Here is a 15,150-nt window from a genome sequence, read left to right on the forward strand (position 1 = left end):
GAAGGTCAGGGCCATGGCGGGGGCTCGGAAGGGCAGGGGAAGGCGAAATTAGCACTTTCGTGCCACGTTTCGCGAGTGCCCCGCCGAGCCGCCCACCGCGCCGCCCTGAGCCCCGGGCAGCGCGGCTTTCCGGCTTCAGTCGCCCTGCAGCAGCTGCTGCACGCCGTCGAGGGCCTCGCGGCGCAGGCGCTCGACATCGAGCCCCGGGATCACCCCGTCATCCACCACCAGGCGCCCGCCCACCAGGCTGTAGCGCACCGCCATCGGCTCGCCGGCCAGCACCGGGGCGAGGGCCGGGTCGTGGAAGCCGAAGAAGCGCGGGTGGTCCAGGCCGTAGAGCACCAGGTCGGCGGCCTGGCCCACTTCCAGGGTGCCCACCGCGCCCAGGCCCAGCACCCTGGCGCCGCCGGCCGTGCCCCAGTGGATGACGTCCTCGGCCAGGGTGGCCGAGGCGCCCTGGTTGGCGCGGTGGATCAGCCAGGCGGTATTGGCCTCGCCCACCATGCTCCCGGACTCGTTGGAGGCGACGCCGTCCACCCCCAGGGAGATGGGCACGCCGGCCGCCGCCATCTGCGGCACCGGGGCGATGCCGCTGCCCAGGCGCGCGTTGCTCACCGGGCAGTGGGAGATGCCGCTGCCGGTCTGCGCCAGCAGGCGGATCTCCGAGGGCTGGGCGTGGACCATATGGGCGAACCACACGTCCGGCCCCAGCCACTCGTGCTCGGCGACGAACTCCACCGGCAGGCAGTTGTACTTCTCGCGGCAGAAGCTCACGTAGTTCTGCGTCTCCGACAGGTGCGTGTGCAGGCGCAGGCCCATGCGCCGGGCGCTCTGCGCCAGCTCGCGGAGCAGCGTCGGCGGCAGCGAGAAGGTCGGCGTGGTGGGCGCCACCACCACCCGGCGCAGGGCGTCCGGGGTGTCCTGGTGGTAGCGCGCCTTGAGCCGCTCGATGTCGCCGAGCATCTGTTCCAGGCTTTCCGGCTGCAGCGCGGTCTTCGAGAAGCCCGGGTGGGCGTTGGCCGACTCCAGCGCGCCGCCCCGGCAGAGCACGAAGCGCATGCCGAATTCTTCGGCGATGTCGAACAGCGCGTCGCCGCTCTCGGTGCTGCCATGGGCGTGGTAGAGGTAATGGTGGTCGGCGCAGGTGGTGACGCCCGACAGCAGCAGCTCGGCCATGCCCAGGCGCGCGGCGATGCGCACCAGTTCGGTGGTGAAGCGCGACAGGCGCGGGTAGGGGACGCTGGCCAGCCAGCCCTGCAGGTCCTGGTTGAGGCCGGCGGGCACGGCCTTGAGCAGGTTCTGCGCCAGGTGGTGGTGGGTGTTGATCCAGCCCGGGTAGACCAGGCAGTGGCGCGCGTCGATCACCCGCTCGCCGGCACCGGGCTGCAGGTCCTTGGCCATCTCGGCGATGCGCCCGTCGCGGATGCGGATGTCGACGTCACCGGCGCGGGCGCGGTCGCCGCGCAGGCCGGTCATCACCGCCTGGGGATTCTTGATCAGGATGTCGTTCATGAAGAGCTCCTGTGGTCGGGTTCAGAGCACGTCGTGGAGGGTCTTGCCGCTGGCGGCTTCCGGCACGCCGATGCCGTTGAGGGCGGCGTTGAGGCCCACCGACACCAGGCAGGCGATCACCACGCTGCTGTGCAGGAAGGGCTGGCTCCACTCGGGCAGTTGATGGAACAGGGCCGGGGAGAGCACCGGCACCAGGGCGGCGGCGATGGTGAAGCCGACGATCAGCACGTTGTAGCGGTTGCGCTCGTAGTCGACCTTGGCCAGGGTCTGGATGCCGGCAGCGGCGACCACGCCGAACATGGCCACGGCAGCGCCGCCCAGGGCCGCCGTGGGCATCGAGGCGATGATGGCGCCGGCCTTGGGGATCAGCGCCACGGTGCACATCATCAGCCCGCTGACGGCCACCACCCAGCGGCTGCGCACGCCGGTGAGGATCACCAGGCCGACGTTCTCCATGAAGGCGATGAAGGGGAAGGCGGCGAACATCCCGGCGATGGCGCTGGACAGGCCGTTGGCACGCAGCCCGGCGACCACCTGGCGGTCTTCCACCGGGCGCTCGACGATGTCGCCGATGGCCACGAACAGGCCCATGGATTCGACCATCTGCACGATCATCACCACCACCAGGGTGGCGATGGGGATCAGCGCGAAGGTGGGCACGCCGAAGTGGAAGGGCACCGGCACCGTCAGCCAGGGCGCCTCCTCCACGCCATGGAAGTTGCCCATGCCCAGCGCGTAGGCCAGACCGCCGCCCACCAGCATGCCGATCAGCACCGACATGTTGCGCAGCAGCGGGCTGCCGTAGCGGGTCACCAGCAGGATCACCGCCAGCACCACCAGCGTCACCAGCAGGAAGCCGGGGGCGCCGAAGTCGCTGTGGTTGCGCCCGCCGCCGGCCCATTCGTAGGCGATGGGGAACAGCTGCAGGCCGATCACCGTGACGATGCAGCCGGTGACCACCGGCGGGAACAGCCGTCGCAGGCGCCCCACCCAGGGCGCCACCAGCATGGTGAAGACCCCGGCGCCGATCACCGCGCCGCAGATGCCGGCGACGCCGACATCGGGGTTGCTGCCGATGGCGATCACCGGCCCCACGCTGCTGAAGGCCGCGCCCTGGAGGATCGGCAGGCGCACGCCGAACTTCCAGAAGCCCAGGGTTTGCATCAGGGTGGCGATGCCGCAGCAGAACAGCGTGGTGCTGATCAGCAGCACGGTGTCCGGCTGGGACATCTTCAGGGCGCTGGCGACGATCAGGGGGACGGCGATGGCGCCGATGTACGAGACGGCCATGTGTTGCAGGCCGAGGGTGAGCATCTGACGGAGCGGCAGAACCTGGTCTACCGGGTGCACGGCTGAATTCATGGTGTAAGTCCTCTGGCGAATTGTTCTTGTTGCTGAGGGAACCCGTTCAGTGTGCCCAGGGCCGTCGCCCGGCTCACGGGCGTAGCGGCAGCCCGGAGCGTGGTCAGCCTGCGAGGCAGGCGGCGAACCCCTGGTTGAGGGCGGCGCGGTCGAGGTCGCGGCCGATGAACACGATCTTGCTGGTGCGCACCTCGTTGCCCCAGGGCGTGGAGGCGCGGAACTCCACCAGGCTGTGCACGCCCTGCAGCACGTAGCGCTGGTCCTCGCCCTCGACGGCGAGCACGCCCTTCATGCGGTAGAGGGTGTCGGCGTGGCGCTGGCGCAGGTCGCTGATCCAGCGGTGGAAGGCCATCAGGTCGATGGCCTGGGTCACGGCGATGCCCACCGAGCTGACGCTGGGGTCGTGCTCGTGGTCGGTGTCCGCAGCATGTTCGTGGTGGTCATGGTCATGGTCATGGTCATGGTCATGGTGCTCGGCGCCGATCTCCATCAGCTTGCGGGTGGCCTCGAAGGCGCCGACGCCGAGGATGCCGTCCAGGTCGATGCGCGCGTAGCTGGAGGTCACCATCTCGGCGGTGGCGTTGAGGCTGCGCACCTTGCCTTGCAGGTCGGCCAGTTCCTCGCCGTTCACCAGGTCCACCTTGTTGATGATGATGCGGTCGGCACAGACGATCTGGTCCACCGCCTGGTTGTCCACGCCGTCCAGCTGCAGGTCCTCCAGGTGCTGGGCGACGTGCCTGGCGTCCACCAGGGTGACGATGGCGTCCAGCTCCACTTCGGCGGCGATCGGGTCGTCGATGAAGAAGCTCTGCGCCACCGGGTAGGGGTCGGCCAGGCCGCTGGTCTCGATGAGGATGCGGTCCAGGCGCACCGGGCGCTTCACCAGCTCGCGGATGATGCGCACCAGGTCCTCGCGGACCTCGGCGGTGCAGCACACGCAGCCGTTGACCATCTCGTAGATCTCCTCGCTCTCGGAGCTGAGCACCAGGTCGCCGTCGATGCCGACTTCGCCGAACTCGTTCTCGATCACGGCGATCCTGTGGCCGTGGTTCTCCTTGAGGATGTAGTTGAGCAGGGTGGTTTTGCCGGCCCCGAGGAAGCCGGTGAGGATGGTCACCGGGATCTTGCGGTTGGGCGTCGGGGCGTTGAATGCAGTGTTCATGCGAGCTCCTTCGGGGTTGCGGAATGGCCGCCGTCGGCGTTGGCGTCCGGGGCGGGTTCGCCCCAGCGCAGCGCGGTGCCGGCGTCGAGGCCGAACAGGTCGAGCACCCGGCCTAGGCTGTGGTCGACCATCTGTGAAAGCGATTGCGGGCGGGCGTAGAAGGCCGGCACCGGCGGGGCGATGATCCCGCCCATCTCGGTGACCGCCGTCATGTTGCGCAGGTGCGCCAGGGTCAGCGGCGTCTCCCGCGCCATCAGCACCAGCGGCCGGCGTTCCTTGAGGGTGACGTCGGCGGCGCGGGTCAGCAGGCTCGAGGACGCGCCGCTGGCGATCTCCGCCAGGGTGCGCATGGAGCAGGGCGCCACCACCATGCCCAGGCAACGGAACGAGCCGCTGGCGATGCCGGCGGCCACGTCCTCGGCGCGGTGGTGGTGGCTGGCGCGGGCGATGACGTCGGCCAGCTTGTAGTCGGTCTCGTGGGCCATGGTCAGCTGCGCCGCGCGGCTCAGCACCAGGTGGCTCTCGATCCCCAGCTGTTCCAGCAGCTCCAGCAGGCGCACGCCGTAGATGAAGCCCGAGGCGCCGCTGATGCCCACCACCAGGCGACGGGGGGCCGTCATGACGCGCCCCCCGGCAGGTAGCCCTTCAATAGCTGGCGCATGCGCCCCTGGATGCGCGGGTCGAGCTGCGCGCGGATGCCGTCGAAGCCGCTGCTGCGGGTGGCGTCCAGGCCCATGCGCGAGGTGGTGCCGTTGGCCGAGGAGGACGGGTCCAGCGGGCTGCCCGGCAGGCCGTCGATGGTGAACAGGTCCTGGTGCGGCTGGAAGTGCGTGGCCAGCGCCCAGAGCACCTGGCTGTCGTCGCTGATGTCGATGTCGCTGTCCACCGCGATCACCGTCTTCAGGTACGGGTCCCAGCCGAGCAGGGCCAGCATGATCTGCCGCGCCTCGCCGTCGCGGCTCTGGTCCAGCGCCACGTAGCAATGGAAGTGGGTGCCGGAGTTGGGGTAGTGCACGGCGGTCACCGCCGGGAAGCGCGCCTTGAGCTTCTCGCTCATCTCCGCCTCGCGGGGCAGGCGCGCCAGGGTCAGGTGCTCGGCGTAGCGGCCGCCCACCACGTCCACCAGCCAGGCATCGCGGCGGCGCAACAGGGTGTCGACGCGCAGCACGTTGTTGGTGGAACGGTCGGAGGAGTAGCCGCTGAACTCGCCGAAGGGGCCTTCCTCGGCATAGGCGGTGGGGTCGATGGCGCCCTCCAGCACGAACTCCGCGTGGGCCGGCACGCCGATGCCGTAGCGCGGCGTCTTCACCAGCTCCAGGGGCGCGCCGAACAGGCCGCCGGCCACGGCGCGCTCGTCGGCGCCATAGGGCAGGCGCGCGGCGGCGGCCAGCATGAACAGCGGGTGGGCGCCGACCACCATGGCCACCGGCAGCTCCTCGCCGCGTTCGCGGGCGGCCTGCAGCATGCGCCACAGGTGGCCGCGGGAATGCAGGCTGGTGGCCAGGGCCTGGCGGGCATGGCGCATGGAGCGGTGGTAGCTCATGTTGGCCACGCCCGTGACCGGGTCCTGGGCGACGATGATGGCGTTGGTGATGTAGGGCCCGCGGTCGCTGTCGAAGTGCTTGAGCATCGGCAGCAGCGCCAGGTCCAGGGCCTCGCCCTCGATCACCTCGTCGAGCACCGGGCCGGTGGCCAGGTAGACCGGCGGAACGGGGGCGTTGGCGCGGGCCTGGAACGCCTCGTGGAGCTTCGCCGGGGTGGTGCCGAAGAGCCGGGCGATGCGGGGGCGCGAGGCGAACAGGTTGGTCGCCACCGGCACGCCGAGGTTGCCCACCCGCTCGCAGATCAGCAGCGGGTGGCGGCCCCGGGCGGCCAGGGCATCGACCAGGGCGGTGACGTCCTGGTCGGCGGAAAGGGGTTCCTTGATGGTCAGCACGTCGTCGGCGAAGCGCTCGCGGTAGGCCTCGATGAACGCGTGGAAATCCTGGGTCGTGGCAAAGCTCGGCAGGGTCATGTCGCACCTCTCGAAAAGCAGGCGTCCCGGGGCGCGGGTGTCCGAGCCCTGCGCGCAGCCGGCCGGCTGGCCGACCGCGCGCGGTCCCCGGGAGCCTGTAAGTACCGCAGTGGAAACCCTAGAGGTAGGTGGTGGTCAGGCGGATCTCCGCCTCCGCCAGGTCCTTGGGCGGCGGCGTCGGGTCGATGCCCACCAGGCGCGCGATGTTGTTGCCCAGGTAGTCCTCCAGGTGGTCCTCGTCGATGCCCAGCCCTTGCGGGGCGGGCGAGCAGAGCACCTCCAGCTCGCGCAGCCACATGCCCGGCTCGTTCGGCGGCGAATCGGTGCCGAAGACGATCTTGTGGCGCGGCAGCTCCTTGGCGAACTCGACGATGCGCGACTGGAAGCACCAGCCCGACTCGCAGTACACGTTGGGCGTGTCCATCGCCATCCAGAAGGCCTCGAAGGAGTAGTTGCCGCCGGTCTGGATGCCGAAGTGGCCGATGATGAAGTTCACCATCGGGAACTCGCGGATGATCGGGTAGAACATGGTCGGGATGGTGTAGGGCCCGTCACCGGTGTGGATCAGCACCACGATGTTGTACTTGGCGCAGACCTTCATCGCCGGGCGCAGCCAGTCCAGGGCGCGGTCGGGGCGGTAGCCGTGCATGTTGGCGTGCAGCTTGAGCATCTTGAAACCGTATTCCTTGACGTGGAATTCCAGCTCCGCCGCACCGTTCTCCGGGCCCCAGCGCGGGTTGAAGGTGAAGTTGCCGATGAAGCGGTCGGGGTACTTCACGCACAGCTCGGCGATGTAGGACATGTAGTCGCGCACGCCCTCGCGGCCACGGCGGTTGCCGTCGCGGTAGCCGGTGTTGCCCGGCGGCGGCTGGATGAAGCCCATGTCGATGCGGCGCGGCTTGCCGTTGATCATGTAGGGGCCGTCCATCAGCTTGAGCATGCGCTCGCCGGTGAAGGGCATGCCGGTGTGGCGCCAGGCCTCGTCGACCAGGTTGGTGGGGTGCAGGTGGGTGTCGATGATCATCGCATCAGCTCCTGGCCAGTTGCGTGGTGACGGGGCTCTTCAGCAGCGCCTCGGCCTCGGCGAGGCTGCGCGGCGGCGGGGTCGGCTCCAGGCCGATCATCCGGGCGGTGTTGTTGCCGAGGTAGTCCTCGAGGGTGTCCTCGTCCAGGTCCAGCCCCTGGGGCGGCTCCATGCACAGCACCTCCAGCAGGCGCAGCCACATGCCCGGCTCGTTGGGCGGGGTGTCGGTGCCGAAGAGGATCTTGTGGGTCGGCAGGACCTTGGCGAACTCGACGATGCGCGATTGCAGGCACCAGCCGGATTCGCAATAGACGTTCGGCAGCTCCATGGCCCACTGCATGGGCTCGAACACGTAGACGCCACCGGTCTGCACGCCGAAGTGCGCCATGATGAAGTCGACGTTGGGGAACTCCTTGATCATCGGCACCCACTCGGAGGGGATGCTGTAGGGGCCGTCACCGGTGTGCAGCTTCACCGGCACGCCCAGCTCGGCGCATTTCTCGAAGGCCGGGCGTACCCAGTCCAGGGCGCGGTCCGGGCGGTAGGCATGCATGTTGGCCTGCATCTGGACCATCTTGAAACCGTGCTCGGTGACGTAGCGTTCGATGGCCTCGACGCCGTTCTGCACGCCGCAGCGGGGGTTGTAGACGAAGCAGCCGATGAAGCGGTCCGGGTAGGTCTGGACCATCTTCAGGGTGTAGGCCATGTAGGCGTCGATGGATTCGCGGCCCGACAGCTCGCCGTCGGTCCAGGTGTAGATGGTGTTGCCCTGGGGCGGCTGGATGAAGGCCTTGTCGATGCGGCGCGGCTTGCCGTTGACCAGATAGGGGCCATCCATCATCTCCAGCAGGCGCTCGCCGGTGAAGGGGTCACCGTCGTGCCTCCAGGCGAGGTCCACCCGATCGGTGGGGTAGCAACTGATATCGATGATCACAGTTCGATCTCCTGATAGTGCGGGGAAGGAAGACCTTCCGGTTCGCAACAGATCGACCTGTGCAATGGCCATTGCTAGGTGCCTCGCAGCACCTTCCCGCGCCTCGTTGCAGGGCGCACAGGACCTGAGCTGTCGCTTGGTCCGCAGTATCGGGAGGGGCTTCGGAGCGCGACCAATACTATTTGGCCGCTGGGTTGATATGCGCTGGATATCGGCCCCGCAAGAGGATGATTTGCAAGGGGTTATCCACAGCGCCATGCCCGCGTTGGGCACGAATTCACCGCGCTAGTGGCTTCCGTAGGATGGGTAGAGCTACGCGAAACCCATCAATGCGGCGCCTCAGGCATAACGGCGTGCCCGGTCCGACTCCGCCTGGTGGATGAAAAAAGCGACCTCCACCCTACACAGCGGTCATGTCCGTGCAGCGCCGCCGCTTTTCCCGTGGCTCGGTGCTCGCTCCGCCAGCATGGGTTTCGCTTCGCTCTACCCATCCTGCGAGTGCATTGCCCGCCGTAGGATGGGTCGCGATCGGGCTTCCAGGTGCTCACCCGATCCCTTCGAACGTTTTCGCCGCCATCTCGCGGATCGCATCGACCATGGGCGCGACCTTCTCGGCGCCGCCGTGGGGCCAGAGGGCGTAGAGGTTGTAGTGCGCGGGAATGCTGGTGCGGGTCAGGCGCACCAGGCGGCCTTCGCGCAGGGCGTCGGCGGAGAGCAGGCCGCGCACCAGCCCCACGCCGGTGCCGGCCTCGGCGGCGGCCAGCAGGTTGGCGACGTTGTCGAAGACCATGGTCGCCTGGGGCTCCATCGGTTCCAGCCCGGCGGCATCCAGCCAGGGAATCCACGATCGGCGCGAGTAGCCCAGCAGCGGGAGTTTCAGCACCTCGGCCGGCTCGATGGGCGCGACCAGGCCGTGGCGTTGCAGCAGCGCGGGGGAGGCGACCGGGGTGACGCGGTCGTCGCAGAGGGGGGCGAACTCGCAGTCCTGCCACTCGCCGTAGCCGTAGCGCAGGCTGAGGTCGACGCGCTCGAACGCCTGGCGCTCCAGGCGCGGCATGGACAGGAAGAGGATCTCGCGGCCGGGGAACAGCGCCAGCAGCGTCGGCAACCGTGCGTTCAGCCAGCTCTGCGCCAGCTCGGCGTCGACATCCAGGGTCATGCGCCGGGGCAGCTCGCGGTTGCTCACCGAGGACAGCGCCTTGTCGATCTGCATCAGGCCGTCGGCGAGCATCCCGGCGAACAGCTGGCCGGCGTCGGTGAGGCTGCTGCGGCCCTTCTCGCGGAGAAACAGCGGCTGCCCGACGAATTCCTCCAGCGTGCGGATCTGCTGGCTCACGGCGCTGTGGCTGAGGTCCAGGTCGCGGGCGGCCTGGGAGAAGCTGCCGGTGCGGGCCGCCTGGAGGAACGCGCTCATCGACTGCAGCGACGGGTATCGCTTGTACATGGCTGTTAGTCCTGCTTACACGGGTTGGCGGAAATCGTCGCTGGCTGGCGCCACAGCTCCCACCCACTATGGGGCGGCACGACTACACGCGAATTCTCGCCTCAGTTCAAGGAGCGCCCGGCATGATCGAGATCGTGGTGAATGGCACGCGCCATCAGTTGGAAGGGACGCTGGCGTCCACGCCTTTGCTCTGGGTACTGCGCGACCGCCTGTACCTGACCGGCACCAAGTTCGGTTGCGGCGGTGGTTTCTGCGGCGCCTGCACGGTGCACCTGGACGGCACGCCGATCCGCTCCTGCCAGTTCCCCCTGGCGGCTGCGGCGGGGCATGCGATCACCACCATCGAAGGGCTGTCCGCCGAGGGCGACCACCCGCTGCAACGTGCCTGGGTCGAGGAGGACGTGCCGCAGTGCGGCTACTGCCAGTCCGGCCAGTTGATGTCGGCGGCGGCGCTTCTGGCCTCCGGCAGCTCCATCGACGACGACGCCATCCGCTCGGCCATGGCCGGCAACCTTTGCCGCTGCGGCACCTATCCGCGCATCGCCAAGGCCATCAAGCGTGCCGCCGCCGAGCGCGGGGAGGCGTCATGAGCCTGGCCCGGCCGCTGGCGCGGCGCACCTTCCTCAAGCATTCGGCGACCCTGGCCTCGGGCGTGGCCATCGGCTTCCACCTGGGCGGCGCCCAGGCCGGGCGCGAACTCGGCACGGCCGCCGGGGCCACGGCGCCCTTCGAGCCCAACGCCTGGGTGCGGGTGCTGGCCGACGGCACGGTGAGGATCGTGGTGCACAAGCACGACTCCGGCACCGGCACCCACACCGCGCTGGCCGCCTGCGTCGCCGAGGAACTGGACCTGGACCCGCTGGAGGTGCAGGTCATCACCCCCGAGAACCCCTTCTTCGAGGCCTACCGGCACCCGTTGTGGAAAGTGTTTTCCACCGGCGGCAGCACCAGCGTCTCCCTGGAGTACGGGCGCCTGCGCGAGGCCGGCGCCACCGCGCGCACCCTGCTGGTGGAGGCCGCGGCGCTGCGCTGGGGCGTGGCCCCCAGTGATTGCACCACCCGGGGCGGGCAGGTGCTGCACGCCGCCAGCGGTCGCCGCGCGGGCTACGGCGAGCTGGCCGACGCCGCCGCGCAATTGCCGGCGCCGAAGGAGGTGAAGCTCAAGGACCCGGCGCAGTTCCGCTACATCGGCAAGCTGCGCCACAAGCGCCACGCGACGGACAAGGTGCGCGGGCGCTTCGAGTACGGCATCGACGCCCGGGTGCCGGGCATGTGGGTGGCGGTGGTGCAGCGCAGCCCGGTGGTCAACGGCCGGGTGGCGAGGATCGACGACAGCGCGGCGCTGAAGGTGCCCGGCGTGCACCGGGTGATGCGCATCCCCGCGCAGGACAAGGTGCTCGGCGGCAACCAGGAAGGCGTGGCGGTGCTCGCCGACGACTACTGGGCCGCCAAGCTGGGGCGCGCCGCGCTGGTGGTGGAGTGGCAGGGCGGCCTGGCGGATTTCGACAGCGCGCAGCTGGCCGGGGTCCAGGCCAAGGCGCTGGAAGCCGTCGACGCCGCGCCGGTGCCGACGCTGCAGGCCGGCGATGCCGCTGCGGCCCTGGGCGGCGCCGGGCGGGTGATCAAGGCCGATTACCGCATGCCCGCCAAGATGCAGAACCCCCTGGAGCCGGTGTGCGTCATCGCCTGGCTGGATGCGGGCGGGATCACCTTCAAGGGCGGCGTGCAGGTGCCGTCCTTCGCCATGGAGGCGGCCGAGGTGGTCTGCGGCCTGCCGCCGGAAAAGGTGCATATCGACGAAATGGTCTCCGGCGGCAGCTTCGGCGCGCGGGAGGCCAAGTACTGGCTGTTCGAGGTGGCCTACCTGGCCGCCCAGGCCAGGGTGCCGGTGAAGCTGATGAACAGCCGCGAGGACGAGATGCGCGCCCTCTACGGCCACCCGGCCACCCTGCACCGCCTGGAAGGGGCCCTGGACGGCGAGGGCGGATTGCAGGCGCTGCGGCTGCGCGCGGTGGCACCGGCCTCGCCGGAGATGTGGGAGCCGGGCTACTTCGAGCGCCCGGACCGCATGGACTACAGCACCACCGAGGCCATCAGCGCGTTCGACTTCGCCTACCGCGCGCCGCACCTGGACCTGGCCTGGCTGCGCCACGAAAGCGGCGTGCCCAGCGGCTGGTACCGCTCGGTGAGCTTCATCCCCAACGTCTTCGCGGTGGAGAGCTTCATGGACGAGCTGGCCCAGGCCGCCGGCCGTGACCCGCTGGACTTCCGCCTGGCGCACATGCACGAGCGCCCGCGCCACGTGGAGGTGCTGCGCACCGCGGCCCGGCGCGCCGGCTGGGGCACTGCGCCCGGGCCCGACTCGGCCCTGGGCATTGCCACCAACCAGGGCTACGGCAGCTTCATCGCGGTGATCGCCCAGGTGGCCCGGCGCAACGGCACGGTGCAGGTGGAGCGCCTCACCTGCGTGGTGGATTGCGGGCTGGCGGTGTCCCCCGGCGGGGTGGAGGAACAGCTCCAGGGCGGGCTGATGTGGGGGCTCGGCCATGCGCTGTTCGACCGCCTCGACATCCGCCAGGGCCAGGTGGTGCAAAGCAACTTCCATGACTACCGGGTGGCGCGCATGTCGGACATGCCGGCGCTGGACATCCAGGTGCTCGAAGGCGCGCGGGACAAGCCCGGCGGCGTCGGCGAACTGGCCAGCCCGGCGGTGGCGCCGGCCATCGCCAACGCGGTGTTCCGGCTCACCGGCAAGCGCCTGCGTGATACGCCGCTGGTGCTGGATGCGCTGGGCTGAACGGGGTGATCTGAACGGGCTGCGGAGGCTGCATGGACTTACGACTGCTGCGTTATTTCTCGGTGCTCGCCGATGAGCTGCACTTCGGTCGTGCGGCCACCCGGCTGCACATGTCGCAGCCGCCCCTGAGCCAGCAGATACGCCTGCTGGAAGAGGCCCTGGGCACGCGGCTGTTCGAGCGCAGCCACCACCGGGTGGAACTCACCGAGGCCGGCCGCACCCTCAAGCAGCAGGTGCCGCTGGTGTTCGAGCAACTCAACCGCGCGCTCGACCTCACCCGCCAGACCGCGCGCGGCCAGTTGGGCGAGCTGGAGATCGGCATGATCAGCTCGGTGATGGTCGGCGTACTGCCCCGGGCCCTGAACCGCTTCCGCGTCCACTACCCGGACGTGCGCTGGCGCCTGCACGAGATGACCCCGGCGGCGCAGCTGATGGCGCTGAAGGAGCACCGCATCGACGTCTGCGTGTTCCGCGTCGGCCATGACGACCCCGGCCTGCGCAACGAACTGCTGCTCTACGAGCCCCTGCGCGCCGTGCTGCCGGCGGAGCATCCGCTGGCCCAGCAGGCGTCGCTGGCGCCGGTCGATCTGGCCGGCGAATTCTTCGTCACCCTGGAGCTGAACCAGTCGAGCTTCGCCAACTTCCTCGTGCAGTGCTGCGTGCAGGTGGGTTTCAGCCCGCTGATCCGCCAGCAGGTGATCGAGGTGCAGACGCTGCTCGGGCTGGTCCAGGCGGGGTTCGGCGTGGCGCTGCTGCCGGCGTCGCTGGAACAGCTGGCGCCGGCCGGTGTGGTGTTCCGCCGCCTGCAGCCGGCGCTGCCGGAGGTGCCGCTGTACGCCATCTACCGCGCGGGCGACGACTCGGCGGTGCTGCAGCGCTTTCTCGAAACACTGCGCGAGCAGAGCGCCGCCGAGCGCGGCATGGCCCCGCCGTTGCCGGCCTGAATCAGCGGCCTGCGGCGGCCAGCCACGCCAGCATGCCCAGCCCGGCGCGGCGGCCGCTGGCGAAGCAGGCGGTGAGCAGGTAGCCGCCGGTAGGGGCTTCCCAGTCGAGCATTTCGCCGGCGCAGAACAGGCCGGGCAGGGCCTTGAGCATGAGGTTTTCGTCGAGCGCCTCGAAGGGCACGCCGCCGGCGGAGCTGATGGCCTCGTCCAGCGGGCGCGGGCGCACCAGGGTGATGGGCAGTGCCTTGATGGCGGCGGCGAGACGCGCCGGGTCGGTGAACACTTCGGCCGGGGTCAGCTCGCGCAGCAGCCCGGCCTTGGCCCCGTCGATGCCCAGCTGGCCGTGCAGGTGCTTGGCCATGGAGCGCGCGCCGCGTGGCCTGGCCAGGGCCTTGATGACCTTCTCCAGCGGGTGGTTGGGCAGTAGGTCCAGGTGCACCGTGGCGCGGCCGTCGCGGGCGATGCCCTGGCGGATGCGGGCGGACAGCGCATAGACCAGGCTGCCCTCGATGCCGCTGGCGGTGAGCACGAACTCGCCCGGGCGGGCCGGCTCGTCGCCCAGGCGCAGGGCCACGGTCTTCAGCGGCGCACCGGCGAACTTGTCCTTGAGCAGTTGGCTCCAGCCTTCCACCTCGAAGCCGCAGTTGGCCGGTTGCAGCGGGGCGATGGCGACGCCACGGCCTTCCAGCAGCGGCACCCAGGCGCCGTCGGAACCCAGGCGCGCCCAGCTGCCGCCGCCCAGGGCGAGCAGGGTGGCGCGGGCTGCGACGCTGCGTTCGCCCTCCGCCGTGGCGATGCGCAGGTCGCCCTGTGCGTCCCAGCCCAGCCAGCGGTGGCGGGTGTGGAGGGCCACGCCCGCCTCGCGCAGGCGCTTGAGCCAGGCGCGCAGCAGCGGCGCGGCCTTCATGTCGGTGGGGAACACGCGGCCGGAGGTGCCGACGAAGGTGTCGATGCCCAGGCCGTGGATCCACGCGCGCAGCTCCTCGGCGCCGAAGCCGTGCAGCAGCGCGGCGACATCGTCGCGGCGTTCGGCATAGCGGGAGAGGAAGGCGTCGCTGGGCTCGGAGTGGGTGATGTTCATCCCGCCGACACCGGCCAGGAGGAACTTGCGGCCCACCGAGGGCATGGCGTCGTAGAGGTCGACCCGCACGCCGGCGAGCGCCAGCGTTTCGGCGGCCATCAGGCCGGCGGGGCCGCCACCGATGATGGCGACGGGGAGGGAATTCTGGGTCATGGCGGGCTTGGCGAGGTTGGGCTGGCGCGCATTCTAGCGCAGGCCTCGCCGGGGGGCATGGGCGCCGCGCGGGGCGGCGCCCGGCGGGCTCACTGCTGCTGGCGCAGTTGCGGCTCGGCTTGCGGCTGTTGCTGGTGCTGCAGTTCGGCGCGGGCCTTGGCCCGTTTCACGTATTCCTGGTAGGCGGGGATGGCGATGGAGGCGAGCATGCCGATCACGAAGATCAGTGCGATGCCGCCGATGAGGCCGGCCACCCAGGCGCTGCCCTTGGTGCGGCCGTACTTGGCGTTCCACTTCTGGTCACTGGTGCAGAAGAACACGATGGCCTCGATCAGCGAGACCAGGCTGGGAATGCCGGTGCCGATGAACAGCAGGTAGAACAGCCCCCACCACTGGCCCAGGTAGAAACGGTGGAAGCCGAGGCCGCCGAGGAACAGCGCGAGAAAGCCCGCGACGATCTTGTTTTTGGGGTTCAGGTTCTGGTCGGCGCCGCAGCGCGGGCAGGCCTGTGCGGTCGGGGTGATGGAGGAACCGCAGTTGCGGCAGAACACGCTTTCCGCTTCGAGGTTGGCGTTGGGCGCCTGGTAGGCATGGACTTCCATGGAGACATCCTTGTGAGGGGAAAGCGGCGACTCTAGCAGTGCCTCGAAACGACTGCTAGCAGGTGGCCATGTTTCTGTGGAGGCGGCGGGGATTGGGGGTTGTGGGGTGTTTGCGGGAATG

Annotated in this window: 13 protein-coding genes; 3 read left to right on the forward strand and 10 right to left on the reverse strand. The window is 69.8% G+C overall.

The features are described from left to right. Positions 1–135: 135 nt before the first annotated feature. The 8 genes from DMX10_RS29945 to DMX10_RS29980 form a co-directional block, all read right to left on the reverse strand. The gene (locus tag DMX10_RS29945) at positions 136–1,512 is read right to left on the reverse strand and encodes an amidohydrolase family protein (RefSeq protein WP_111264521.1); all 1,377 of its coding nucleotides are present in this window, start codon (positions 1,510–1,512) and stop codon (positions 136–138) included. Positions 1,513–1,533: 21 nt separating this feature from the next. Beyond that, positions 1,534–2,874 (reverse strand): nucleobase:cation symporter-2 family protein, encoded by a 1,341-nt coding sequence (locus DMX10_RS29950; protein ID WP_111264522.1) that lies wholly within the window; start codon positions 2,872–2,874, stop codon positions 1,534–1,536. 103 nt (positions 2,875–2,977) lie between these two features. Next, on the reverse strand, positions 2,978–4,036 hold the full coding sequence (locus DMX10_RS29955) for a GTP-binding protein (protein ID WP_111264523.1): 1,059 nt from the start codon (positions 4,034–4,036) through the stop codon (positions 2,978–2,980). Next, the gene (locus tag DMX10_RS29960) at positions 4,033–4,656 is read right to left on the reverse strand and encodes a UbiX family flavin prenyltransferase (RefSeq protein WP_111264524.1); all 624 of its coding nucleotides are present in this window, start codon (positions 4,654–4,656) and stop codon (positions 4,033–4,035) included. Before DMX10_RS29960 ends, DMX10_RS29955 begins: the two co-directional genes overlap by 4 nt. Further along, positions 4,653–6,050 carry a UbiD family decarboxylase gene (locus DMX10_RS29965; RefSeq protein WP_111264525.1) on the reverse strand — a complete coding sequence of 466 codons (1,398 nt, stop codon included), beginning with the start codon at positions 6,048–6,050 and terminating at the stop codon, positions 4,653–4,655. Before DMX10_RS29965 ends, DMX10_RS29960 begins: the two co-directional genes overlap by 4 nt. A 118-nt stretch (positions 6,051–6,168) precedes the next feature. Further along, a complete protein-coding gene (locus DMX10_RS29970; RefSeq protein ID WP_111264526.1) occupies positions 6,169–7,074 on the reverse strand; it encodes an amidohydrolase family protein in 906 nt (301 codons plus the stop codon). Between the two features lie 4 nt (positions 7,075–7,078). Beyond that, positions 7,079–8,008: an amidohydrolase family protein gene (locus DMX10_RS29975; RefSeq protein WP_111264527.1), complete on the reverse strand. Its 930-nt coding sequence runs from the start codon at positions 8,006–8,008 to the stop codon at positions 7,079–7,081. 544 nt (positions 8,009–8,552) lie between these two features. Then, positions 8,553–9,452, reverse strand: coding sequence for a LysR substrate-binding domain-containing protein (locus DMX10_RS29980; RefSeq protein ID WP_111264528.1), 900 nt, complete (start codon positions 9,450–9,452; stop codon positions 8,553–8,555). A 122-nt stretch (positions 9,453–9,574) separates the two neighbouring features. Between DMX10_RS29980 and DMX10_RS29985 the strand changes: the two genes are divergently transcribed. Genes DMX10_RS29985 through DMX10_RS29995 form a run of 3 tightly spaced genes read left to right on the forward strand, consistent with a single transcriptional unit; the run spans position 9,575 to position 13,193 of the window. Beyond that, the gene (locus DMX10_RS29985; protein ID WP_111264529.1) at positions 9,575–10,042 is read left to right on the forward strand and encodes a (2Fe-2S)-binding protein; all 468 of its coding nucleotides are present in this window, start codon (positions 9,575–9,577) and stop codon (positions 10,040–10,042) included. Beyond that, complete coding sequence (locus tag DMX10_RS29990; protein WP_111264530.1) at positions 10,039–12,249, forward strand: xanthine dehydrogenase family protein molybdopterin-binding subunit; 2,211 nt, start codon at positions 10,039–10,041, stop codon at positions 12,247–12,249. The genes DMX10_RS29985 and DMX10_RS29990 overlap by 4 nt, the downstream gene beginning before the upstream one ends. Positions 12,250–12,281: 32 nt before the next feature. Then, positions 12,282–13,193 carry a LysR substrate-binding domain-containing protein gene (locus DMX10_RS29995; protein ID WP_111264531.1) on the forward strand — a complete coding sequence of 304 codons (912 nt, stop codon included), beginning with the start codon at positions 12,282–12,284 and terminating at the stop codon, positions 13,191–13,193. Between the two features lies 1 nt (position 13,194). On the opposite strand, the gene DMX10_RS30000 is transcribed toward DMX10_RS29995, so the two are convergent. Together DMX10_RS30000 and DMX10_RS30005 are read right to left on the reverse strand one after the other, a co-directional pair. After that, positions 13,195–14,427, reverse strand: coding sequence for a TIGR03862 family flavoprotein (locus DMX10_RS30000; protein WP_111264532.1), 1,233 nt, complete (start codon positions 14,425–14,427; stop codon positions 13,195–13,197). Positions 14,428–14,516: 89 nt separating this feature from the next. Next, positions 14,517–15,029: an NINE protein gene (locus DMX10_RS30005; protein WP_111264533.1), complete on the reverse strand. Its 513-nt coding sequence runs from the start codon at positions 15,027–15,029 to the stop codon at positions 14,517–14,519. Positions 15,030–15,150: the final 121 nt, after the last annotated feature.

The sequence above is a fragment of the Pseudomonas sp. 57B-090624 genome (assembly GCF_003234055.1).
In the GTDB taxonomy this organism is placed as follows: domain Bacteria; phylum Pseudomonadota; class Gammaproteobacteria; order Pseudomonadales; family Pseudomonadaceae; genus Metapseudomonas; species Metapseudomonas tohonis.

Bases quoted from the DNA above. Each gene is read 5' to 3' on its own strand.
- DMX10_RS29945 (WP_111264521.1), bottom strand. From the start codon at position 1,512: ATGAACGACATCCTGATCAAGAATCCCCAGGCGGTGATGACCGGCCTG.
- DMX10_RS29950 (WP_111264522.1), bottom strand. From the start codon at position 2,874: ATGAATTCAGCCGTGCACCCGGTAGACCAGGTTCTGCCGCTCCGTCAG.
- DMX10_RS29955 (WP_111264523.1), bottom strand. From the start codon at position 4,036: ATGAACACTGCATTCAACGCCCCGACGCCCAACCGCAAGATCCCGGTG.
- DMX10_RS29960 (WP_111264524.1), bottom strand. From the start codon at position 4,656: ATGACGGCCCCCCGTCGCCTGGTGGTGGGCATCAGCGGCGCCTCGGGC.
- DMX10_RS29965 (WP_111264525.1), bottom strand. From the start codon at position 6,050: ATGACCCTGCCGAGCTTTGCCACGACCCAGGATTTCCACGCGTTCATC.
- DMX10_RS29970 (WP_111264526.1), bottom strand. From the start codon at position 7,074: ATGATCATCGACACCCACCTGCACCCCACCAACCTGGTCGACGAGGCC.
- DMX10_RS29980 (WP_111264528.1), bottom strand. From the start codon at position 9,452: ATGTACAAGCGATACCCGTCGCTGCAGTCGATGAGCGCGTTCCTCCAG.
- DMX10_RS29985 (WP_111264529.1), top strand. From the start codon at position 9,575: ATGATCGAGATCGTGGTGAATGGCACGCGCCATCAGTTGGAAGGGACG.
- DMX10_RS29990 (WP_111264530.1), top strand. From the start codon at position 10,039: ATGAGCCTGGCCCGGCCGCTGGCGCGGCGCACCTTCCTCAAGCATTCG.
- DMX10_RS29995 (WP_111264531.1), top strand. From the start codon at position 12,282: ATGGACTTACGACTGCTGCGTTATTTCTCGGTGCTCGCCGATGAGCTG.
- DMX10_RS30000 (WP_111264532.1), bottom strand. From the start codon at position 14,427: ATGACCCAGAATTCCCTCCCCGTCGCCATCATCGGTGGCGGCCCCGCC.
- DMX10_RS30005 (WP_111264533.1), bottom strand. From the start codon at position 15,029: ATGGAAGTCCATGCCTACCAGGCGCCCAACGCCAACCTCGAAGCGGAA.